The organism is Rhodococcus sp. NPDC057135, assembly GCF_042670865.1.
Classification (GTDB): Bacteria; Actinomycetota; Actinomycetes; order Mycobacteriales; family Mycobacteriaceae; genus Rhodococcus_F.
This window is the reverse complement of the sequence record NZ_JBHUUU010000018.1, coordinates 1-22,464: the sequence shown is the minus strand read 5'-3', so window position 1 is coordinate 22,464 and position 22,464 is coordinate 1. Positions and strand designations below refer to the sequence as shown.

At 64.1% G+C, this 22,464-nt stretch carries 21 protein-coding genes; 16 read left to right on the top strand and 5 right to left on the bottom strand.

Annotation, left to right across the window (positions count from 1 at the left end; genetic code table 11):
• Positions 1-5 precede the first annotated feature (5 nt).
• The 3 genes from ACFT1A_RS26905 to ACFT1A_RS26895 all read left to right on the top strand — a co-directional run bounded on the left by ACFT1A_RS26905 (position 6) and on the right by ACFT1A_RS26895 (position 3,093).
• Positions 6-1,517 carry a cobyric acid synthase gene (locus ACFT1A_RS26905; RefSeq protein WP_378449489.1) on the top strand — a complete coding sequence of 504 codons (1,512 nt, stop codon included), beginning with the start codon at positions 6-8 and terminating at the stop codon, positions 1,515-1,517.
• 96 nt (positions 1,518-1,613) lie between these two features.
• Positions 1,614-2,183: an RNA polymerase sigma factor gene (locus ACFT1A_RS26900; RefSeq protein ID WP_378449488.1), complete on the top strand. Its 570-nt coding sequence runs from the start codon at positions 1,614-1,616 to the stop codon at positions 2,181-2,183.
• Between the two features lie 76 nt (positions 2,184-2,259).
• Positions 2,260-3,093 (top strand): ANTAR domain-containing protein, encoded by an 834-nt coding sequence (locus tag ACFT1A_RS26895; RefSeq protein WP_378449487.1) that lies wholly within the window; start codon positions 2,260-2,262, stop codon positions 3,091-3,093.
• On the opposite strand, the gene ACFT1A_RS26890 is transcribed toward ACFT1A_RS26895, so the two are convergent.
• Positions 3,090-3,515 (bottom strand): DUF6069 family protein, encoded by a 426-nt coding sequence (locus tag ACFT1A_RS26890; RefSeq protein ID WP_378449486.1) that lies wholly within the window; start codon positions 3,513-3,515, stop codon positions 3,090-3,092. The two genes, ACFT1A_RS26895 and ACFT1A_RS26890, sit on opposite strands and share 4 nt — an antisense overlap.
• An 83-nt stretch (positions 3,516-3,598) precedes the next feature.
• A complete protein-coding gene (locus ACFT1A_RS26885) occupies positions 3,599-4,468 on the bottom strand; it encodes a PhzF family phenazine biosynthesis protein (RefSeq protein WP_378449485.1) in 870 nt (289 codons plus the stop codon).
• Positions 4,469-4,589: 121 nt separating this feature from the next.
• On the opposite strand from ACFT1A_RS26885, the gene ACFT1A_RS26880 reads away from it, so the two are divergent.
• On the top strand, positions 4,590-5,051 hold the full coding sequence (locus ACFT1A_RS26880; protein ID WP_378449484.1) for a PPOX class F420-dependent oxidoreductase: 462 nt from the start codon (positions 4,590-4,592) through the stop codon (positions 5,049-5,051).
• A 220-nt stretch (positions 5,052-5,271) separates the two neighbouring features.
• Positions 5,272-5,817: an alpha/beta fold hydrolase gene (locus ACFT1A_RS26875; RefSeq protein ID WP_378449483.1), complete on the top strand. Its 546-nt coding sequence runs from the start codon at positions 5,272-5,274 to the stop codon at positions 5,815-5,817.
• 79 nt (positions 5,818-5,896) lie between these two features.
• Here ACFT1A_RS26875 and mtr read toward each other — a convergent pair whose 3' ends face one another.
• Together mtr and ACFT1A_RS26865 are read right to left on the bottom strand one after the other, a co-directional pair.
• Entirely contained in the window at positions 5,897-7,273 is a 1,377-nt protein-coding gene (gene mtr, locus ACFT1A_RS26870; RefSeq protein ID WP_378449482.1) for a mycothione reductase, read from the bottom strand.
• On the bottom strand, positions 7,270-8,319 hold the full coding sequence (locus tag ACFT1A_RS26865) for an alpha/beta hydrolase (protein ID WP_378449481.1): 1,050 nt from the start codon (positions 8,317-8,319) through the stop codon (positions 7,270-7,272). Before ACFT1A_RS26865 ends, mtr begins: the two co-directional genes overlap by 4 nt.
• A 146-nt stretch (positions 8,320-8,465) precedes the next feature.
• On the opposite strand from ACFT1A_RS26865, the gene mqo reads away from it, so the two are divergent.
• From mqo to ACFT1A_RS26815, 10 genes are all read left to right on the top strand, one after another.
• Positions 8,466-10,004, top strand: a complete 1,539-nt coding sequence (mqo, locus tag ACFT1A_RS26860) for a malate dehydrogenase (quinone) (protein WP_378449480.1) — start codon at positions 8,466-8,468, stop codon at positions 10,002-10,004.
• A gap of 11 nt (positions 10,005-10,015) precedes the next feature.
• Positions 10,016-10,492, top strand: a complete 477-nt coding sequence (locus ACFT1A_RS26855) for a GNAT family N-acetyltransferase (protein ID WP_003942808.1) — start codon at positions 10,016-10,018, stop codon at positions 10,490-10,492.
• Positions 10,493-10,716: 224 nt separating this feature from the next.
• On the top strand, positions 10,717-12,663 hold the full coding sequence (locus ACFT1A_RS26850) for a magnesium chelatase subunit D family protein (protein WP_378449479.1): 1,947 nt from the start codon (positions 10,717-10,719) through the stop codon (positions 12,661-12,663).
• A 21-nt stretch (positions 12,664-12,684) separates the two neighbouring features.
• On the top strand, positions 12,685-13,299 hold the full coding sequence (cobO, locus tag ACFT1A_RS26845; protein WP_019748043.1) for a cob(I)yrinic acid a,c-diamide adenosyltransferase: 615 nt from the start codon (positions 12,685-12,687) through the stop codon (positions 13,297-13,299).
• Positions 13,293-14,669, top strand: a complete 1,377-nt coding sequence (locus ACFT1A_RS26840; RefSeq protein WP_378449478.1) for a cobyrinate a,c-diamide synthase — start codon at positions 13,293-13,295, stop codon at positions 14,667-14,669. Before cobO ends, ACFT1A_RS26840 begins: the two co-directional genes overlap by 7 nt.
• Positions 14,653-15,066 carry a cobalamin biosynthesis protein gene (locus ACFT1A_RS26835; protein ID WP_378449477.1) on the top strand — a complete coding sequence of 138 codons (414 nt, stop codon included), beginning with the start codon at positions 14,653-14,655 and terminating at the stop codon, positions 15,064-15,066. Before ACFT1A_RS26840 ends, ACFT1A_RS26835 begins: the two co-directional genes overlap by 17 nt.
• Positions 15,063-16,289, top strand: coding sequence for a uroporphyrinogen-III C-methyltransferase (cobA, locus tag ACFT1A_RS26830; RefSeq protein WP_283303818.1), 1,227 nt, complete (start codon positions 15,063-15,065; stop codon positions 16,287-16,289). Before ACFT1A_RS26835 ends, cobA begins: the two co-directional genes overlap by 4 nt.
• Before the next feature lie 11 nt (positions 16,290-16,300).
• Positions 16,301-17,797: an MFS transporter gene (locus ACFT1A_RS26825; RefSeq protein ID WP_378449476.1), complete on the top strand. Its 1,497-nt coding sequence runs from the start codon at positions 16,301-16,303 to the stop codon at positions 17,795-17,797.
• Between the two features lie 80 nt (positions 17,798-17,877).
• The gene (locus tag ACFT1A_RS26820; RefSeq protein WP_378449475.1) at positions 17,878-18,306 is read left to right on the top strand and encodes a CBS domain-containing protein; all 429 of its coding nucleotides are present in this window, start codon (positions 17,878-17,880) and stop codon (positions 18,304-18,306) included.
• Between the two features lie 35 nt (positions 18,307-18,341).
• Positions 18,342-19,850, top strand: coding sequence for a YdiU family protein (locus ACFT1A_RS26815; protein WP_378449474.1), 1,509 nt, complete (start codon positions 18,342-18,344; stop codon positions 19,848-19,850).
• Positions 19,851-19,866: 16 nt separating this feature from the next.
• Here ACFT1A_RS26815 and yaaA read toward each other — a convergent pair whose 3' ends face one another.
• A complete protein-coding gene (gene yaaA, locus ACFT1A_RS26810) occupies positions 19,867-20,610 on the bottom strand; it encodes a peroxide stress protein YaaA (RefSeq protein ID WP_378449473.1) in 744 nt (247 codons plus the stop codon).
• 55 nt (positions 20,611-20,665) lie between these two features.
• On the opposite strand from yaaA, the gene ACFT1A_RS26805 reads away from it, so the two are divergent.
• On the top strand, positions 20,666-22,411 hold the full coding sequence (locus ACFT1A_RS26805) for a proline--tRNA ligase (RefSeq protein ID WP_378449472.1): 1,746 nt from the start codon (positions 20,666-20,668) through the stop codon (positions 22,409-22,411).
• Positions 22,412-22,464 lie beyond the last annotated feature (53 nt).

Here is a 22,464-nt window from a genome sequence, read left to right as displayed (position 1 = left end):
CGGAGATGCATGGCGCTCTGCTGGTAGCGGGCACAACGTCCGACGCCGGCAAGAGCGTTCTGGTGGCCGGATTGTGTCGCATGTTGGCGCGTCGAGGCGTCCGAGTGGCGCCCTTCAAAGCACAGAACATGTCGAACAATTCCGTCGTCACGCTCGACGGCGGAGAGATCGGCCGTGCGCAGGCCCTTCAGGCACGGGCGTGCGGGCTCGAACCGAGTGTTCGATTCAATCCGGTGCTGCTCAAGCCGGGCAGTGACCGGACGTCGCAGCTTGTCGTTCGGGGCAAGGCGATGACCACGGTGGGTGCTCGCGACTACATGCAGCATCGCCAGTGGCTTCGAGGAGTCGTGGCCGAGGATCTCGAATCGCTTCGATCCGAGTTCGACGTCGTGATCTGTGAAGGCGCCGGTTCACCGGCCGAAATCAACCTACGCGCGACGGATCTTGCCAACATGGGGTTGGCAGAGGCCGCACGGATTCCGGTCATCGTCGTCGGTGACATCGATCGCGGCGGCGTTCTGGCCCATCTTTTCGGCACCGTAGCGGTGCTCTCGCCGAGCGATCAGTCGTTGATCGCCGGGTTCGTGATCAACAAATTCCGCGGCGACGTTGCCCTGTTGGAACCCGGCCTCGAACAACTGCACAGCCTCACCGGTCGGCCGACACTCGGCGTGATTCCCTTCGCCGACGACCTCTGGCTCGATGCCGAAGACTCGTTGGGGGTGACCGGGAATGCTCCCGTCGGCCGACCGCGTCCGCCTCTGGGGGATCGGTGGTTGAGCGTCGCCGCGATCAGGCTGCCGAGGATCTCCAATTCGACGGATGTCGAGGCGCTGGCATGTGAACCGGGCGTTGCGGTTTCGTGGATCACCGACGCGGCGCGTATTCGCGACGCGGACCTCGTGGTGATTCCGGGGAGCAAGTCCACTGTCAGCGATCTCGAGTGGTTGCGCAGTACCGGTCTGGCCGACGAGATCATCGCTCGCGCAGTTCGCGGGCAGGCAGTGCTGGGAATCTGCGGTGGCTATCAGATGCTGGGCAAGTCCATCGTCGACGACGTCGAATCGGGGTCGGGTATCACGGCGGGACTCGGACTGCTGGATCTCGAGATCGAGTTCGCACCCGACAAGGTGCTGGCGCAGGTGGCCGGTACGGCAGACGGTATCTCGGTGTCCGGGTACGAGATTCATCACGGCCGGGTAGTCCGCAACGGCGACCGTCCACTGTTGGAGGGTTCCGAAGGCACACCGGAAGGTAGCGTGCGAGGGTCTGTTCGAGGAACCCACTGGCACGGACTCCTCGAAAGTGACGACTATCGGCGCAGTCTGCTGCAGGAGATCGCGGTTACCGGTTTTGTTGTTGCACCCGACACCTCGGTTGCCGCCGTGCGCGAGCAACAACTCGACCTGCTTGCCGACCTGGTGGAACAGCATCTCGACCAGGATCTGCTCGAGAAACTGATCAACGGCGGGGTGCCGCGTGGGCTCCCCGTCATTGCCTCCGCACTCGACGGCTGAGAGCGCTCCCGCAGGCTTCGATGTGGACGTCTGCGTGGACGCGGTAGAATAGCCAGGCCTCACTCCCGCGACGGCTCCCTAGTAGGAGTGTGCGCGGTGGCAGATCAATTCGACGGCTTGCTGGCCGACTTCAGTGACGAGGTGCTGGTCGACTCGGCAATGCTCGGCGACCACGCAGCCTTCGATGTCATCGTTCGCCGATACGGCCCGCACTTGTATCGATTTGCCCGTCGACTGCTCGCGAGCGAGAGTGACGTCGACGACATCGTCCAGGAAACGTGCGTGGCCGCGTGGCGCCAACTTCCGGGGTTTCAGCGGCGCTCGAGCATCAAGACGTGGTTGTTCGCGATCTGTTCTCGCAAGATCGCGGATTTCTATCGAAAAGTCGGCTCCTGCGCCGCCGACGTGGACGAACTCCGCGAAGAAGCTGATCCCCGATTACGCGATCCGAGCGAAGAAGTATGCGGCACAGCATTTCTCGACGCCTTGGAATCCGAACTCGATCGCCTACCCCTACACCAGCGCGCCGCCTGGGTCCTGCGGGAAGTGGAGGGCATGACGTATCCGCAGATCGCGACAGTTCTGGAACTGAGCCCGGACGCGGTTCGCGGCCAACACACTCGGGCGAGAAGAAATCTCGGCGCCGCTCTCCACCGATGGCGATGACTGCTCGCCGGTTTGCCGGGTTTTGTCGCCGAACTCACTCTCCTTCCTGCCCTCGAAACTGGAAGAATGCTTCGTCGTGGATACCGCTTTCGACCCCAGAGGCTTCGACCCGCGAACCGAGGATTCGGTCCCGTCGGTGATGCCGGACGACGCGACGGCAGCCGGCGCTGACGTCGCCGTCGAGGCTGCGGAAACACGACTGACTGCAAGCGCGGTCCGAGAGTTGCTGGCAGCGCTCGGGGGAAGTATCGGCGACGAGGACGAACTCGTGATCCTGCTCCAGCGCGCCGTCGAAATCGCGAACGACGCCATCGACGGGGCCGACAGCATCGGCGTCACGATCGATCTGGCGGGACAGACCTACACCGCCGTTCACACAGATTCGCGGACTCTGCGCGTCGACATCGAGCAGTACGACGCCGGCGACGGACCGTGTCTGCACGCGGCCCGAACCGGTGAAACCGTTGTCGTCGACGCCGAGAGAAGTGCGGAACGCTGGCCACGGTTCGCGGCGGCGGCGAAAGACGAAGGAATCAAGTCATTTCTCGCGGCGCCGCTCTTCACACCGGATCAGCGACTGGGTTCGTTCAACCTGTACGGACGCGCTCCAGCGGCCTTCGACAGCGTCGACGCGGACGTCATGGAGATCCTCACGACAACAGTCTCACGTGCGATCGGCGACTTCTCTCGCTTCAAATCTGCCAGGGCGGTGGCTGATGCCTTGCAACGCGCGCTCGAGACCCGGGCGCCGATAGAACAGGCCAAAGGCATGCTGATGGCCATCCATCGGATCGACGCCGACACCGCATTTCACATGCTGCGCAAACAGTCTCAGACCACGAACACCAGGTTGCGTGACGTGGCAGCCGAGATTGTCGAGACGTATTCCGCGCCGCCAACCGCGGTCTAGTTCGACGGAGACCGACGTACAGCCTCCAGCGCGACGACGACGCCCGCGGCGACAACCACGTGCATCAGAGCGAGCATGACCGTGCTGGCGGCGTCGAAGTCCGCGGCGATCGTCAGAGCGATGGTGCCGAGCGCAAAAACTGCACCCACGACCTGAGCGATGCGGATGATCGGCTCCCACTTCAGTGAGATCAACATTGCGAGCGACAAACCGACCAGCAGCGGCACCACCGTCAGTGTGATGACCCCGCCGGGAGCTACGCTCGCCACCTTTCCCTGATCTGTCATCTCGAACGATCCGCCCAATGCCAGGCCGATCAACCACAGGATCAGGTTGGCGACGAGGGCAATGACGGTGGCCCCGAGTACGGCACGCGGCTTGGTGAGGTGGAGGTTGTGTGCGGTTGACGCGATTGCAGACATGATGTTCTCCCGGTTCGATGCCATGGTCTTGTGACGGTGTTGTGATGTAGACCTGCGGACCCGGAGAAACTCATCGCCGGCAGCTACCGCGGATCGGCGATGGGCACGGCGGTGCCCGTGACTGCGATGCCGCCGCCTGCCGGGATGTCGACCTCGAGGACACTGGGACGCCCGACGTGTCGTCCCTGCAAGATGCTGATCCGGCGAGGAGCGGGCGCGGGATCAAGTTCGCGCAGGTAACCGCCGGTCGATGCAGCAGCGGAGCCCGTTGCCGGATCCTCGGTGATGGCTCCCACCGGAAAGAGATTGCGGGCTTCGAAAGTGGAGTCGTCCAGTGGATGCAGGATCGTCACCGTGCCGCCCCACCCCTGCGCGTCCATCAGAGTTCGCATTGCGGATGGATCGAAGGTGAACTCGTCGAACGTCCCTTGATCGCGCAGTACAACGATCGGGTGCGTGTTGCCGGCGTACGAGAGCATGGAGGGATACCGCTGGTCCAGTGCAGACGAATCGACGCCGATCAGCCCGAGCAGTGCCGTCAACACGGCATGATCGATCGGCGTGACCGACGGTTCGACGCTGGTGAAAGTCGCGGTGGATCGCCCGTCTTCGTCGGTCGCCGTGTCGATGGATACCGGTCCGATCGGTGTTTCGAAAACGAAGGTTCCGCTGCCGTCGCGCTCGGTGAGTGCTACGGCAGTCGCGATGGTGGCATGACCGCAGAACGGTACTTCGGCGATGGGGGAGAAGTAGCGGATCCGGCTGTGGCGCGGGTTGTCTCCGAGTGCCGGTTCGATGAGGAACGCCGTCTCCGCATACCCGATTTCGGCTGCAACAGATTGTAATTCGGAGTCGCCGAGCCCACGGGCGTCGAGCACTACGCCGGCCGGATTGCCGCCGCCGGGATCCGAACTGAACACAGTCAGCCGGAGTATGTCGCGAGAATTTGCCATGTCGATCATCTTCGTCTGCCGCCGTCGATTGGGGGAAGAGCAGTCGCGCGATTGCGGTCCGCAATCTTCGAACTGGACTGCCTCCGGAACAAACCGGCCGCACGGCGTCGTTGGTGCAATTATGAGCAATGACACAGGCACCGACGACGCGTTGTTCGCACTCGTGGCCGAGGGAAAGCAAGGCGTGCTGGCAACCGTCAAGCGTGACGGCCGCCCACAGTTGTCCAACATCATTTACCGGTGGGACGTCGAGTCGAAGACGGCTTCGGTGTCCATCACCGCAGATCGTGCCAAGAGCCGTAATGCTTTGCGTGATCCGCGGGTTTCCCTCCACGTCAGCGCGCCCGACTTCTGGAGCTACGCCGTGATCGAAGGACTTGCCGTGGTGACACCCGCAGCGGCCGATCCTCACGACGAAGTGTCGGACGCACTGGTCGAGCTCTACCGGGACATCAGCGGCCAGGAGCATCCAGACTGGGAGGAGTACCGCGAAGCGATGGTGGCGGAGCGTCGACAGATCCTCACGGTGCGCGCTGATCACGTCTACGGAATGACGCGGCTCCCGAAGCCGTCCGGCACCTAGCCCCGCGCCATCACTCGAGTTCGGACTGTTCGGACCACTCCCACGTCGAGCGAACGGTACGTCCGTCGCCTCAGATGCGCCGAAAGCCACTTTCGCTCAGTGGGGAGGTGGTGCAGAGCGAACAAATCGGACTCGCAGGCGGTGGTGAGAATGTATGAGTGGTCATACTTCTGTCGACTCCAGGGTCCTCCACAGTGTGGATCGCGTACCGTTTCCAGACATGGAATTGACTCGAGTAGCGGTGGGCAGTGGTTCGTGCACCGTTCGGATCGACGGGCCGGTCAGCAAGCATGCGGTACTTCTGCTCCCCGGCAAGGGCGACCCCGTCGACTTGTACGACGATGTGTGTGAGCGACTGCATCATTCGGATCTGCGGACCGTCGCGGTGGAATCGATCGAGAATCTCGACGAGACATCAGCAGTGGTACTTCTGGACGAGTTGAACATCGCCTGGGTGAACCTGGTCGGTCACCGGGAGGGGGCTGATCTCGCCTGGCTGTTGGCGGCACGGCAGTTCGGCCGTTTCGCGAGTCTGATCGCGGTGGACCGCGGACATCCCTCGGCGAGCGATATTGCCGGCGTTCCACCGGTCGAGGTTCCGACCACGGTCGTCGTGGGCAGTGGAGGTCGGACCATTGCCGACGCCAGCGGTCGCTTCGTGTACTCCGATTTCCGCGTGACGGAACTTCCGGGTGTCGACGACATCGTGAAGTCGGCACCGGCCGAACTCGCAACCGAGATCGTGCTGCGTACCAGCCCCTGGTGAAACACTGACCTACGAAAAGGCGGACACTCCCATTGCGCGGAGTGCCCGCCTTTTCGTATGCCGTACGGGGTGCGGGGGCTCAGATGTCGAGGCCGAGCAGCGCGTTCTCGACTACTTCGGCCAGGGCCGGGTGGATCCAGTACTGGCCGCGCGCCATGTCCTGCGCCGACAAACCGAAGCTCATCGCCTGGATGAGCGGCTGGATCACCGTCGGAGCCTGCGTACCCATGACGTGGGCACCGAGAATGCGTCCGGTGCCGCGCTCGGCGATCACCTTGCAGACACCCTCCTGATCCTCCATCGCCCACCCGTACGCGACGTCTCCGTATGCCTGCACCTTGACGGTGATGTCGAGTCCGGCGTCGCGGGCCTGCTTCTCCGTCATCCCGACATCGGCGATCTGCGGGTCGGTGAACACTGCGGCGGGTACGAAGCGGTGGTCGGTGCTGCGAAGTCCGGACGTGTCCTTCCACGCATCCTGAAGCAGGTTGTGCTGAACGACTCGCGCTTCGTGATTGGCGACGTGCTTGAGTTGGTACGGCGACGAGACGTCACCGAGCGCGAAGACGCCCTCTGCGGTGGTGCGTTGGTATTCGTCGACCACGATCGAGCCCTTGTCGTCGAGCTCGACGCCGGCCTTGTCGAGACCGAGTAGGTCACCGTTCGGCTGACGACCCACCGCGACGAGGAGAACGTCACCGGAAACGACTGTGCCGTTTGCCAGTTCGACGGCGATGTTGTCGCCGTCGCCGCGTACCGACGTGAGGGGGGAGCCCAGATGGACGTCCCACTTCTGTTCGGCCAACTCGGTGAAGCGCTCGGAGATCTCGTCGTCGAGGTGCCGCAGCAGCCGCTGGCTGCGACCGATGATCGACACGCGAGAACCCAACGCGGAGAACACGTGTGCGAATTCGGTGGCGATGAATCCGGAGCCGACGATGACCAGGTGCTCGGGAAGTTCAGGCAGTCGCATGATGTCTTCGTTGGTGTAGTACGTCACCCCACTCGACGCGATCTCTTCCGGGATGATCGGGCGTGACCCGGCCGCGATGACCACCTGATCGGCGGTGATCGTCTCGCCGGTTCCGGTGTCGATCGTCTTTTCGCCGGTGAACGTGGCGTGGCCGCGGTAAACGGTGGTGTTGGGGCTGTCTTCGCTGCGATACCGCTCGCCACCTGCGGAAATGGGATCGATGCGCCCGAAGACGCGCTTGACGATGTCGGACCAACGGACGCCGTCGAGCGTGGCGTCGACGCCGTACTTCTCGGCAGTGGTGATGGTGCGTGCCACCTCGGCGGCGTAGACGAACATCTTGGTCGGGATGCACCCGACATTGAGGCACGTGCCGCCGAACGTGCCCTCTTCGAGGATTGCGATATTCTTGCCGTCGAACCGCTCGTCGGGCAGCGAGTTTCCGGATCCGCTGCCGATGATTGCAAGGTCGTAGTGCGTCACTGCGCGATCTCCTGTGTGTTGCTTGCGGTGCTTGCCGAACTTTCTACCGCCTGCGTGAGGTGGCCGTCGAGCCACTCCAGCCACAGGTCGAGTTCGGAAAAGGCTGTGGCCAAGGGCTTCTCGGTGGACAGGAACACGTCGTGACGGGCGCCGTCGATCGGGACGATGCTGGTGCGATCGCCGAGGCAACCGGCCCATCGTGCGATCTGCTTGACGTCGAGCACGGAATCCGCCAGATCGACGCTCGGGTTGTACGCCTTGGCGAACTGCGACTTCTTCGATCGCAGAATCAGCGCAGGCACTCCGATGTCGAGGCCGCGGTGCAGTTTTGCGTGACCCGCTCGGACGGCCCGCATCCAGCCGAAGGTGACGGGGCAGCCGGCCAGCGGCTTCCAGTCGAGGTTGTAATCCCAGACTCCGTTGGCCGAAACGTGAAGACTGGAACCGTAAGTCGGTAGCCCGGTGCCGGGGATCACGGTCTTTGCCGAGACCCGACCGAGGGCGTCGATCGCGGTGGTACCGACGTTGCGAACCATCGAAGGTCCCTGAAGGTCGAACCACGGGCTGTTGAGGACGAGACCGCAGATTCCGGCGCCGGCGCTGCCACCGGGCTTGCGCTGCAAGCGGTTCAGCCACAGCGGAACGATCAGACCACCAGTGGAGTGCGCCATCAGCAGCACCTCGCTGCCGTCGGTCTCGCTGCCGACGATGCGCAGCGCCTCGTTCAGTTCGGCGTCGTAGAGCGCGAGGTCGGAGACGTAGTGCGCTGTGTGTCCCGGCTTGAGGGACCGGCCGCACTTACGCAGGTCGAGTGCAAAGAAGGCGTAGCCCTGCTCGGCGAAGTGCTCGGCAAGGTGCTTCTGGAAGAAGTAATCGGTGAAACCGTGCACGTACAAAACGGCACGGCGTGTCTTCACCGCCTCCTTCTGCGGTTGGTAGCGGACCAGTGTCGCGTCCACCTCGCCTTCGCCGTCCGGATCCGTTCCGAGCGGGATCGTCAGCTGCTGATATCCGTCACCGAGGACGTCTGGAACCCAAGTAGTCACAAATCACAATCTAATCGTCGTTTCGAGTGCGCGTTGTAGAGCACAATTGGGGGTGGTGAACCGCGCGTGTACGCACGGGTAACCTATTCGGCGTAACACAGCAGGCGGATGCGCGCACGGCTAATGACAAGGAAGTCGATTCTCCAGTGTCGAATCAGAACGCGGTAGAGACGAAGACGGATGTAGTGCTCGTGGGCGCAGGCATCATGAGTGCCACGCTGGGCGCATTGCTGCGCCAGCTGCAGCCCGATTGGTCGATCTCGACCTTCGAGCGGCTCGATGCCGTCGCAGCCGAGAGCAGCGACCCCTGGAACAACGCGGGAACCGGTCACTCCGCCCTGTGTGAGCTCAATTACACTCCGGAGAACTCGGACGGCACGGTCGACATCAAGAAGGCCGTCAACGTCAACGAGCAGTTCCAGGTGTCCCGCCAGTTCTGGGCGCACGCGGTCGAGCAGGGCGTCCTGACTCAGCCCAAGGAATTCATCAACCCCATCGCTCACGTGAGCTTCGTTCACGGTGAGGCCAACGCCAAGTACCTGCGTGCTCGCTACGACGCGCTTGCCGGCCACACGCTGTTCCGCGGTATGGAGTACATCGACGATCCGGCCGAGTTCAGCAAGCGTTTGCCGCTCATGGCCAAGGGACGCGACTTCTCCGAGCCCTTCGCGCTGAACTGGAGCCAGGACGGCACCGACGTCGATTTCGGAGCGCTCACCAAGCAGCTCATCGGCTACATCGGCAAGACCGGCGGCAAGATGTACTTCGGTCACGAGGTCACCAACCTGACCCAGAACTCGGACAAGTCGTGGACCGTCAAGGTCACCAACCGTCGTACCGGTGAAAAGCGCACCGTTCGCTCGCGCTTCGTGTTCGTCGGCGCTGGTGGTGGCGCCCTGCACCTGCTGCAGAAGTCGGGTATCAAGGAAGCCAAGGGCTTCGGCGGCTTCCCGGTCAGCGGTGCCTTCTTGCGATGCACCAACCCCGAACTCATCGACCAGCACAGCGCCAAGGTTTACGGCAAGGCCGCCGTCGGCGCCCCGCCCATGTCGGTGCCGCACCTCGACACCCGTGTCATCGGCAACAAGCCGGGTCTGCTGTTCGGTCCCTACGCAGGTTGGTCGCCGAAGTTCCTCAAGCAGGGTCGCGTCACGGACTTGCCCGGCTCGGTCAAGCCCAACAACATCCTCTCGATGCTCGGCGTCGGCGTCAGCGAGCTCGGCCTGGTCAAGTACCTGGTCAGCGAACTCGCCAAGAACGAGGCCGGTCGCATTTGGGATCTGCGTGAATTCGCGCCCAAGGCGCAGGCGCAGGACTGGGAACTGATCACCGCAGGCCAGCGTGTCCAGGTGATCCGCCGGGCCAAGGGCAAGGGCGGCGTCCTCGAATTCGGTACCGCTGTGGTCGCCGCTGAGGACGGTTCCATCGCCGGTCTGCTCGGTGCTTCGCCCGGTGCTTCCACGGCCGTCCCGGCGATGCTGGACGTACTCGAGCGCTGCTTCCCGACCGAGTTCCAGGGCTGGAAGGGCAAGCTTCGCGAGATGGTTCCGTCCATCGGCGTCAAGCTCACCGACAACGAGGGCCTGTTCAACCAGGTGTGGGATTGGTCTTCGAAGGTCCTCGAACTCGATTCCGCCGGAGCTTCCGGATCGGCTCCGGTCGCGGATACCGCCGCGACTGTGTGATAGTCCAACCCATGACGGCAACAGCAGCTTTGAAGCGTTCATGGGCACTCGATCTCGACAACAAGACGTTCTACGAGTTGTTGAAGCTTCGAGTGGAGGTCTTTGTCGTCGAGCAGGCCTGCCCGTATCCCGAGTTGGACGGGCGGGACCTGCTGACGGAGACGCGTCACTTCTGGCTCGAGCAGGACGGCCAGGTGGTGTGCACACTCCGTCTGCTCGAAGAGCACGACGACGGCAACAAGAGCTTCCGAATCGGACGTCTCTGCACGTCGCGTCAGGCGCGCGGTCAGGGCCACACGACCCGCCTCCTGCAGGCCGCACTGGCCGAGGTCGGCGAAGCGCCGTGCCGGATCAATGCGCAGACCTACCTGGTCGAGATGTACGCCAAGCACGGATTCAAGGCCGACGGCGAAGAGTTCATCGAAGACGGCATCCCGCACACCCCGATGCGTCGTGGTGGGGGAGAGCCCTTCGTGGCTGTCAGCTAGTTTGTTCGAGATTTGACCCTGGTCGGCTCATGGGAAAGTGAGCCGACTAGGGTTTTTTCGATACCGAATGCTCGCGGGGAAGTCCTGTTCGATTCAGGCGCGGTCCCGCCACTGTGAAAGATCTCTCCTCTACCGATCGTCCGGGAGATCTCAGCCAGGTTGCCGCGACATTCGAGTGCAGCCAAATTCTCGGCGAGGAAACCGAGAGGTGGAGGGATATCGACGTGCGAAGTGAAGAAGATCGACCAGTGGCGGGCTTCCCGTTCAGTGCTGTGGTCGGCCAGGATCAATTGCGATTGGCGCTGATCCTGTGTGCCGTGCATCCGGGGATCGGTGGAGTCCTGGTTCGCGGTGAGAAGGGAACCGCCAAGTCGACGGTCGTGCGCGCGCTGACTGCGCTGCTGCCGGCGGTCGACGACGCCGGAACGACGCGACCGGCCCGCTTGGTGGAACTGCCCGTCGGCGCCACCGAAGACCGGGTGATCGGGTCCATCGATCTCGAGAAGGTTCTCCGTGACGGGGAACGCGCTTTCCAACCTGGACTTCTCGCGGCCGCTCACCAGGGCGTTCTGTACGTCGACGAGGTGAATCTGCTTCACGACCACCTGGTCGACGTGCTTCTCGACGCCGCAGCAATGGGACGGGTTCACATCGAGCGTGACGGCATCTCCCATTCGCATCCGGCCAAGTTCGTACTCGTCGGCACGATGAATCCCGAAGAGGGAGAACTGCGTCCGCAGTTGTTGGACCGTTTCGGTCTGGCGGTCGATGTCGCAGCTTCCCGCGACGTCGACGTCCGCATGGAAGTGGTGCGTCGCCGCCTGGACTACGAGCGTGACCCCGAGGCATTTGTCGCTCGGTACGAATCAGCCGATCAAGAGTTGGCGGCCGAAATCCTCACGGCGCGTAAGAAACTGGACTCCGTCGAGTTGAGCAATCGGGAGCTGCGACGTATCGCCTCACTGTGTGCGTCGTTCGACGTCGACGGTATGCGCGCCGACTTGGTGCTCGCGCGCACCGCGACCGCCCATGCCGCGTGGCGAGGCGACAGCGAGGTCACTGCGGAGGACGTGCGAGTAGCAGCAGAACTGACGCTGCCGCATCGCCGCCGCCGTGACCCTTTCGACGAGCCCGGCTTGGATCAGCAGCAGTTGGACGATGCACTCGAGCAGGCTGATCAGGATGCCCAGTCGCAGGTCGAGGACGACGCGCGCGACGGGGAGCCCGAACCTCCCGAGAATCCCGACGGTCGCGGCCCCGAAGATGGCGGCTCCGGCGATGATGGACCAGGCGATGAGGGCCCAGATGATGACGGCCCTGAAGACCCTGACGGACCAGGTGGGGGAGTGCGCGCCACAGACCGACCCTCGGCTCCGCCCGCCGGTGAGTTCAAGGCCAAGCTCCTCGAGGTTCCTGGCGTCGGCGAAGGTGCTCCGGGACGCCGCTCGCGATCCATGTCGTCCCGCGGACGGGTAGTGCGATCCACCCGGGAGCGGGGTCACGGGTTGCATTTGACGAGCACGGTCTTCGCCGCAGCCGAGTCCCAAGTTGCGCGCGGTCGTACTGCGGGGCGGTTGCGACTGGCACCTGATGATCTTCGCGGCGCGATTCGTGAAGGGCGAGAAGGCAATCTGATCGTCTTTGTTGTCGACGCCTCGGGGTCGATGGCAGCTCGCGATCGGCTCTCCGCGGTCACCGGTGCGGTCGTCTCGCTGCTCCGCGATGCCTACCAGCGCCGCGACAAGGTCGCCGTCATCACTGTTCGCGGCCGCGAAGCGGAGCTCGTCCTGCCGCCGACGTCTTCGGTGGACATCGCCGTTCGCCGTCTGCAGTCCATGCGTACCGGCGGCAAATCCCCACTCGCAGAAGGATTCCTGCGTGCCCGCGAGGTGGTTCTGCGTGAGCGCCTTCGTGACCCGCAGCGCCGCGCCCTCGTCGTCACGCTCACCGACGGCCGGGCTACCGGTGGCAAGGACGCGCTGCATCGCGCCCGCGTCGCCGCGCATCTTCTTGCCGATGCATCAGTCGCGTCCATCGTCGTCGACTGCGAGACCGGCCTCGTTCGTCTGGGGTTGGCGGCCGAGTTGGCCCGAGAACTACGTGGCGGATACGTCCGCCTAGCCGAATTGTCAGCGCAGCAGGTCGCGGGTGTCGTCCGCGCCGCAGCCTAGATCCCAGCTCAGGAGTTCACGATGCCCAAGGGTGTTCCCGAGACAGTTCCCGACGACGGTCTGACCACGCGTCAGCGTCGTAACGCACCGGTGCTCGCCGTGCACACCGGCCCTGGAAAGGGTAAGTCCACTGCCGCTTTCGGCATGGCGCTGCGCGCCTGGAACCAGGGCTTCGACATCGGCGTCTTCCAATTCGTGAAGAGTGCCAAGTGGAAGGTCGGTGAGGAAGCCGCATTCCGCGCCCTCGGAAACTTGCACGACGAAACCGGCGTCGGTGGGCCGGTGCAGTGGCACAAGATGGGCGAAGGCTGGTCGTGGACACGCAAGGCCGGTAGCGAAGAAGACCATGCCGCTGCCGCCGCTGAGGGTTGGCAGGAGATCGCGAGAAGGCTTGCAGGCGAGGAACATCGATTCTATGTCCTCGACGAGTTCACCTATCCGCTCAAGTGGGGCTGGGTCGACGTCGACGAGGTCGTGCAGACACTGCGCGATCGTCCGGGCAACCAGCACGTAGTCATCACGGGACGCGACGCCCCGCAGGCGTTGATCGACGCCGCGGACCTCGTGACCGAGATGACCAAGATCAAGCACCCCATGGATGCCGGCCGAAAGGGCCAACGGGGCATCGAATGGTGAGTCCTTCCACACCGGCCGTGGTGATTGCCGCCCCTGCCTCGGGTAGCGGAAAGACCACGGTGGCAACGGGATTGATCGGTGCGCTCCGGCGGTCCGGCAGCAGCGTCGCGCCTTTCAAAGTGGGGCCGGACTACATCGATCCCGGTTATCACGGGCTCGCCGCGGGTCGACCTGGACGCAACCTCGACACCGTCCTGGTGGGCCCGGATCGCATCGGCCCGCTCTACCGGCACGGAACAGGCGGCTGCGACATCGCAGTGGTCGAAGGTGTCATGGGCTTGTTCGACGGCAAGATCGACGAGGCCAACTCGCAGCCGTCGGCCGAGGGATCGACGGCGCAGGTCGCGTCGATCCTCGGTGCGCCGGTGGTTCTCGTGATCGACGCCCGTGGACACAGTCAGAGTCTGGCCGCCGTACTGCACGGCTTCGCGACGTACGACGCGGGTGTGCGGATCGGCGGCGTCATCCTCAATCGTGTGGGCAGTGCTCGCCACGAACAGGTGTTGCGGCACGCGTGCGCCAAGGTCGGCGTCGCGGTGCTCGGATTTGTACCGCGGTTGACGGAACTCGAAGTCCCCTCCCGTCATCTCGGTTTGATCCCGGCGGCTGAGCACGGCGCGGCCGCCGTGGCTGCGGTGGACGCGATGTCCGACCTGATTGCCTCGCACGTCGATCTCGGCGCTGTTCGCGAGCTGGCCGCATCGAACGTGAGTTCAGGTGCGTGGAATCCGGTTGCCGAAGTCGGCGAACACGGCGACTCTCGGCCTGTGATCGCCATGGCTGGTGGACCCGCCTTCACCTTCGGCTACGCCGAGCACCGAGAACTGCTGTCCGCTGCCGGCGCCGACGTCCAGGTGTTCGATCCGTTGCACGACGAGCTTCCCGCGGGAACTGCTGCTCTGGTCCTTCCCGGCGGATTCCCGGAAGAGCACGCGGTCGATCTTGCGGCCAATACCGTTCTGCTGCAGCAGGTTCGTGACCTGGCGGACGGCGGTGCGCCGATCCATGCGGAGTGTGCCGGTCTGCTCTACCTTGCTCGCAGCCTGGACGGTCACAGCATGGCCGGTGTTGTCGGGGTGGATGCGACGTTCGGGAAACGCCTGACCCTCGGGTATCGGGAAGCGGTCGCGATCAGCGAATCGAGCCTCTTCGACCCCGGCGCCCGCGTCACCGGCCACGAGTTCCACCGGACCTCGCTGGTCTCGGCCGACGCCGACGGGTGTGCAAGTGCATGGGGTTGGCGGCCGTGGGACGGCGGCAGCGTCCGCGAGGGATTCATTCGCGGCGGTGTCCACGCGTCGTATCTGCATACTCATCCGGTGGGGCAGCCCGAATCGATCGCGAAGTTCGTCGATGCCGCCCGAGGATGACCTCTGTCTTGGCGTTGGATTCACGACGAGTGCCACCGCGAAGGACATCGTCGCTGCGGTGAACGCCGTACTGCGAGGGCGATGGAAGATCGTGGTACTCGCCACTGCGACGGCAAAAGCCGAGTCCCCGGCTCTGCTGGCAGCGGCCGATGAACTGAACGTCCCGATTGTCGGTTTTGCACCGGACGTGCTTGCGCGCGTTCAGGTTCCGTCGCCGTCATCTCGCGTCGAGAACGCGATCGGGACGGCGAGCGTCGCGGAAGCGGCTGCGATCCTCGCGTCCGGGGGCGGCCGGCTCGTGCTGGCCAAGACTGCCAGGGATGGAGTGACCGTAGCCGCGGCCCGTAAAGTTCCCTCCAGCTTGAACAATTCTGACGACGAAACGGAGTGCGAGTGAGCGAGTCCACCGCAGACGAGACCAACTACCTGGTCGGCCTCAACCTGACCGATCGACGCGTGGTCGTGTTCGGCGGTGGCACGGTGGCTCAGCGCCGTCTCGGACTGCTTGTTGCATCCGGTGCCCGTGTTCACGTCATCAGCCGCGCGTTCACTCCAGCGGTCGAAGGCATGGCCACGGCCGGGCAGATCACGGTCGAAGAGCGTCCGTACGCCGATGGTGACCTCGAAGGTGCGTGGTACGCCATCGCGTCGACCGACGAACCGGAAACCAATGCGGCGATCGTCGCCGAAGCGGAGCGTCGCCACATCTTCTGCGTGCGGGCCGACAACGCGAAGCACGGCACGGCGGTAACTCCCGCCAGCGCCGAGTACGACGGTATGAGCATCGGAATTCTGGCCGGCGGCGATCACCGTCGTTCGGCAGCGGTCCGCACCGCCGTCGTCGAAGGTCTTCAGTCGGGCGTACTCGCCGATACTGCCGAGCCTGCCGCTGCGGGCGTAGCCCTCGTCGGTGGTGGCCCCGGTGACCCCGATCTGATCACCGTGCGCGGACGCCGGTTGCTCGCTCGTGCCGACGTCGTCGTCGCCGACCGATTGGCTCCACCCGAGTTGCTCGCCGAACTGGGTCCGGACGTCGAGGTGATCGACGCCGCGAAGATCCCGTACGGCCGCGCCATGGCACAGGAGGCCATCAACGCCGCGCTGATCGACAACGCCAAGGCCGGCAAGTTCGTCGTCCGACTCAAGGGTGGGGACCCGTACGTCTTCGGGCGGGGATACGAAGAACTCGAAGCGTGCGCCGCCGCCGGCGTTCCGGTGACCGTAGTGCCCGGAATCACGAGCGCGATCTCCGTCCCGTCGGCCGCAGGCATCCCGGTCACCCACCGCGGCGTCACCCACGAGTTCGTCGTCGTGAGTGGGCACGTGGCTCCGGATCATCCGGATTCGCTGGTCGACTGGTCGGCGCTGGCCAAGCTGCGCGGCACGATCGTGCTGCTCATGGCGGTCGAGCGCATCGATCAGTTCGCCAAGGCGCTCGTCGACGGTGGACGCCCGGCAACCACTCCGGTCATCGTCATCCAAGAGGGCACACTTCGTACTCAGCGTGAGGTGCGTGCCGATCTCGCGACCGTTGCTCAGCGCGTCAAGGACGAGGAGATCAAGCCTCCGGCGATCATCGTGATCGGGCCGGTCGCGGGCTTTTCTGTCGACGCTGGGTAACGTGAAGTCTTGTGTCTGATTCCCCAACGTCTGAAACCGCCTCGGCGAATGCCCCGATAGCGACTCGAGTCATCGGGCTCGCCATCATCGTCCTGAGTGGTTTGCAGATGATGGTGGTGCTCGACGGCACCGTCGCAAACCTCGCTCTGGCCCCACTTCAGGCTGATCTGGGTCTCAGCGACAGCGGTCGCAACTGGGTGTTGACCTCTTACGCGTTGGCCTTTGGCGGGCTCATGCTGCTCGGTGGTCGACTCGGCGACGCGTACGGGCGCAAGAAGATGTTCATCGCGGGCGTCTCGCTGTTCACGGTGGCATCTCTTCTGTGCGGTCTGGCGCTGAACGAGGGCATGTTGATCGCAGCGCGAGCGCTTCAAGGCGTCGGAGCAGCCGTTGCGTCACCTACAGCCTTCGCGCTTGTGGCTACGACCTTCGCTGCGGGCCCGGCACGAAATCAGGCAATCGCGATTTTCGCAGCCATGACGGGCGTCGGATCGATCGCCGGTCTGATCATCGGCGGCGCGCTTACCGAGGTCTCGTGGCGTCTGATCTTCCTCATCAACGTCCCGATCGGCATCGCGCTCGTTGCGATGGCGTTCCGCGCCCTCCGTGAGACTAACCAGAAGCGACTCGCGTTGGATGTCCCCGGCGCGATCCTCGCGACGCTCGGATGTACCGGCGTCGTGTTTGCGCTCACCGAAGGTCCGGAAATGGGGTGGGGGAGCATCGCCGTTGTCGGTGCGTTGGCTGTTGGACTTGTCGCCCTCGCCGCATTTCTCTTCGTCGAGCGAACTGCAGACAATCCGCTGTTGCCGTTCTCGTTGTTCGCAGATCGCAACCGCGTCGCGACATTCCTCGCCATCTTCTTCGTCGGTGGCGCGATGTTCAGCATGACGGCCTTCGTGGCGCTCTTCGTGCAGGACATCATGGAGTATTCACCGCTGCGCGCCGGCATCGCGTTCATTCCGTTCGCGTTCGGATTGGGCGCCGCTGCCTCCGTTGCATCCAAGCTCGCAGTGAAGATTCAGCCGCGGTGGCTGGTCCTCACCGGCGTCGTGATCATGATCGTGGGACTGCTGTACGGGTCCACTCTCGATTCCGATTCCACCTACTTGGCCAACTTGTTCGTGCCTGTGATCGGGATCGGATTCGGTATCGGCCTCGCGATGGTGCCCTTGCCGCTGTGCGCGATCGCTGGTGTCCCCGAGACCGAGATCGGCCCGCTGACCGCAATCTCGCAGGTTGCCCAGACGCTCGGTGGACCGCTGGCACTGTCGGTGATCGGTGCGATGGCGACGTCGAAGACGCTGTCTCTCGGCGGCACTTCGGGCAAGGCCGCGGACATGAATCCGGCGCAATTGATCGCACTCGGCGAGGGATACACCTTCGCGCTCGTCGGCTGCGCAGTCTGCGCTGTGTTCGCCGGTATCGCTGCTCTGTGCATCAGGTTCACGCCCTCCCAGGTTGCCCAGGCGCAGGCGGCGGAGAAGGCAGCTCAGGGAATCGCCTGATCAGTCCTGTTTATCCGCTTCGCTAGCCGATACGATCGTTGCAGGACGTGCCGAGAGTCTCGACGAATCGGGGTGCCGTGATGCGGATCGCGGACATATTGCGAAACAAGGGCAACAGCATCGTCACCATTGACGCCCACGCGACGGTGAACGGGTTGCTGTGCGATCTCGCCCGTCACAACATCGGCGCCATGGTGGTGATCGACGATGGCGCGGTTGTCGGCATTATTTCCGAACGAGACGTCGTTCGACGCCTGCACGAGCGCGGACCTGATCTTCTCGGCACACCGGTCTCCGAGGTCATGACGGCCCTGATGTACACGTGCATTCCGGCAGACGCCGTGGACAGCATTGCCGCGATCATGACCGAGCGTCGAATCCGCCACCTGCCGGTGATCGAGGACGGCAGCCTGCTCGGCATCGTGAGTATCGGGGACGTGGTGAAGAGTCGCATCGACGAGCTCAAGAGTGAACGCGATCAACTGGAGTCGTACATCGATCAGGGCTGATCGATAGGTCGTCTCACGGTGACTACTCTCGTGTGATGGCTGCAATTGAGGAATCCACAGCAGACCCGGTCACCATCGTGGCCGGCCTGGAGAGCACCTTCGCTGACGAACTGGGCGCTCTGACCGTGCCGTGGCATGGTGCTGCCGCGCCTGACCCGCAATTGCTCGTTGTGAACGAGCGGCTGGCTGCGTCGTTGAGATTGGACGTGACAGCGCTGCGAAGTGTGGACGGGGTTGGCGTCTTGTCCGGGGCGACGGTGCCGGTCGGGGCCACACCGGTGGCGATGGCGTACGCGGGTCATCAGTTCGGTGGATACGCACCAATTCTCGGGGACGGTCGGGCGTTGTTACTCGGTGAGCTCGTGAGCAGCGACGGTCAGCGAGTGGACCTGCATCTGAAGGGCTCCGGGCCCACGCCGTTCTCTCGGGGCGGCGACGGGTATGCGGTCGTCGGGCCGATGCTGCGCGAACATCTGGTCAGTGAGGCGATGTATACCCTCGGTATCCCCACTACGCGCGCGCTGTCGGTGGTGGCGACGGGTCGGCACGTTCGCCGCAGCGGCGCCGAACCCGGAGCTGTGCTTGCACGGGTTGCGTCGAGCCATCTTCGAGTGGGGACCTTCGAGTTCGCGGCCCGGCAGGGCGAGGTCTTGCAGCCGCTCGCCGACTACGCGATCGCCCGCCACTACCCGGAGCTGACCGAACTGCCGACATCGGGGGCGCACAATCGCTACCTGAGGTTCTTCGAGAACGTGGTCGAGGCGCAGGCGTCACTGGTGGCGAGGTGGATGCTCGTCGGTTTCGTACACGGGGTCATGAACACCGACAACACGACAATTTCGGGGGAGACCATCGATTACGGTCCGTGCGCCTTCCTCGACGCCTTCGATCCGGCGGCGGTGTTCAGCTCGATCGACGGCGGCGGCCGCTATGCGTTCGGCAATCAGCCCGGTGTCTTGAAGTGGAATCTGGCGCGTCTCGCGGAAACACTGTTGCCGCTGATCGATTCCACACCCGACGATGCGATTTCCGCGGCGTCGGCAGTTCTCGACACCTTCGACGAGCGCTATGAGGACCACTATGCGGCCGGTATGGCGGCAAAGCTCGGTTTGGCCTTGGCGATTGTCGATCGGACGCTTGTCGACGATCTGCTGACGTTGTTGGCGGAACACGGTGCTGATTGGACGGGCAGTTTCCGCGCTCTCGCGGACGAATTGCGCGGAAATTCGGCGCCCCTCGACCAACTCGTGCCACGGGAGCACATCGCGCCGTGGTTGCAGCGGTGGCGCGGCGCCCTGGCGGAACAGGGACATGGGGCTGTGGGGATCGCTGGCGCGATGGATCGCGTCAACCCGCTGTACATTCCGCGCAATCATCAGCTCGATGCTGCCCTGCGCGCCGCGAACGCCGGCGACCTCGTTCCATTCGAGAAGCTGCTGGAAGTGGTCACGCACCCGTTCGACCGGCGCGACGAGTGGGCTGCCTACACCGAGGCGGCCCCGCAGTCTTTCAGCGAGACGTTCCAAACCTTCTGCGGCACTTGACAGACAGACGAATCCATCAATCCGTCAGGATGATCAATTCACGCTCCGACGCGATCTCCACCCGTAGTCCCGCTTTCGACGCCACCCGCGCAACACCTTTGATGTCCGTGGGTTCGGCGCGCGAGATCACGAGTGCCCGCGCGAGCAGACCCTTGTGGTGCTTGTTGAAATGACTGACCACTGTGCGGGTGCCGTCCGGCTTTTCGGTGAGCACGGTGGCGATCAGCGCGTCCGGAACCGGTCCGAGGTCTTGGTAGGTACCCGATCGCAGATCGATCACAAGTCCGTCGGCTTCGGCGGCCAACGCCTTCGGCAGTTCCGGCTTCCACAGTGAGCGGAGCGTGCCCATCCCCGGCAGTTTGGACCCACCGGAGAGGCGGTACGCGGGGATCAGATCACCGGCGCGGACCGCACCGAACAGGGCGGAACCGATAGCGATCCGGTCGAGAGCCTTCGCCTTCTGGGCGCGGGTGAACGACTTGGCGTCGAGTGCGTCGAAGAGCACCCCGGTGTAGCGCTGCAGCGCGGGCCGCGTCGCGGACACCCACAGCTTGGCGTTGCGCTCCACTTCGTCTGATTGCGTCGGACCAAGGCCGAGCGCTTCGCACGACGCCTCGACGTCGGCGGCCAGATCGACCAGCGTCTGAACCAGCAATTCGCGCGTTTCGGTCAACTGGGGCATCGACAGTTCGGCCAGATCGAGGGGCGCATCCTTGCCGCCGTCGGACTTGGTTTCTGAGGGAGGCAGCAGTACAAGCACGCTGTAACCGTACCGAGGCCCGCTCGGCCGACTGCGGCGACTATCCTTACACCTCGTGATTACCCGTCTGTCCCACCTGTTCCTGCGTACCCTGCGTGACGATCCCTCGGACGCCGAAGTTGCCAGCCACAAATTGCTGGTTCGTGCCGGCTACGTGCGTCGTATCGCTCCAGGCGTCTACTCGTGGTTGCCACTGGGATTGCGGGTGCTGCGCGAGGTAGAGCGTGTTGTCCGTGAAGAAATGAATGCCATTGGCGGACAGGAAATCCTGCTGCCTGCGCTGCTCCCGCGCGATCCTTACGAAGCGTCGAACCGCTGGACCGAGTACGGCCCCAACCTGTTCCGCCTCAAGGACCGCAAGGGCAACGACTACATGCTCGGCCCGACCCACGAAGAGCTCTTTGCTCTGACGGTCAAGGGTGAGTACAACTCCTACAAGGACTTCCCGGTCACCCTGTACCAGGTGCAGACCAAGTATCGCGACGAAGAGCGTCCGCGTGCGGGCATTCTGCGCGGTCGCGAGTTCCTCATGAAGGATTCCTACTCCTTCGACCTGACCGACGAAGGCCTGACGGAGTCGTACCAGGCGCACCGCGGCGCCTACGAGAAGATCTTCACGCGTCTGGGCGTCAAGTACGTCATCGTCTCGGCCACCTCCGGTGCCATGGGCGGCAGCGCGTCCGAGGAGTTCCTCGCCGAGAGCGAGATCGGCGAAGACACCTACGTGCGCTGCCTCGAATCCGGCTACGCCGCCAATGTCGAGGCCGTCAAGACGGTTGTTCCCGACGCGATTCCGTTCGACGGACTGCCCGAGGCGAAGGTGTACGACACCGCGAACACACCCACCATCGACACCCTGGTGGACTGGGCGAACGGCGCTGACCTCGGCCGTACGGTCACTGCGGCCGACACCCTCAAGAACATCATGGTCAAGACCCGCCTGCCCGGCGGCGAGTGGGAACTGCTCGGTATCGGCATCCCCGGCGACCGTGAGGTCGACGAAAAGCGACTGGAGGCTTCGCTGGAGCCGGCCGAGTTCGTGATGATCACCGAGACCGACTTCAAGAACAACCCGTTCCTGGCCAAGGGCTACATCGGCCCGAAGGCGCTGCAGGCCAACGGTGTTCGCTACCTCGTCGATCCGCGCGTCGTCGACGGCACCAGCTGGATCACCGGAGCCGACGAAGACGGCAAGCACGTGGTCGGCCTCGTCGCAGGGCGTGACTTCACGCCGGACGGAACCATCGAAGCTGCCGAAGTTCGCGACGGCGACGCCTCTCCCGACGGAGCCGGTGCGCTGGTCTCGGCTCGTGGCATCGAGATCGGGCACGTCTTCCAGCTCGGCCGCAAGTACACCGACGTGTTCACCGTCGACGTCCTCGCCGAGAACGGCAAGCCAGTCCGCCCGACCATGGGTTCGTACGGCGTCGGCGTCTCGCGCCTGGTTGCCGTCATTGCCGAACAGCACCACGACGAGAAGGGCCTGCGCTGGCCGGCCGAGGTCTCACCGGCCGACGTCTACCTCGTCATCGCGAACAAGGACGAGACCGCTCGGGAAGGTGCCGAAGGCCTCGCCGCGCAGCTCGACCGCGCCGGACTCGAAGTGATCCTCGACGACCGCAAGGCATCGCCGGGCGTGAAGTTCAAGGACTCCGAGCTGATCGGTGTTCCGCTGATCGTTGTCGTCGGCCGTGGTTGGGCTGACGGCAAGGTCGAAATTCGCGATCGCTTCACTGGTGAAAGCCGTGAGATCGACGCCGACTCGGCGATCGAGGAGATCATCAGCGCAGTTCGCGGCTGATTCGAATAGTCGTCAGGGCCGCCGCAGCCACCTTCCGAGGTGTCTGCGGCCTG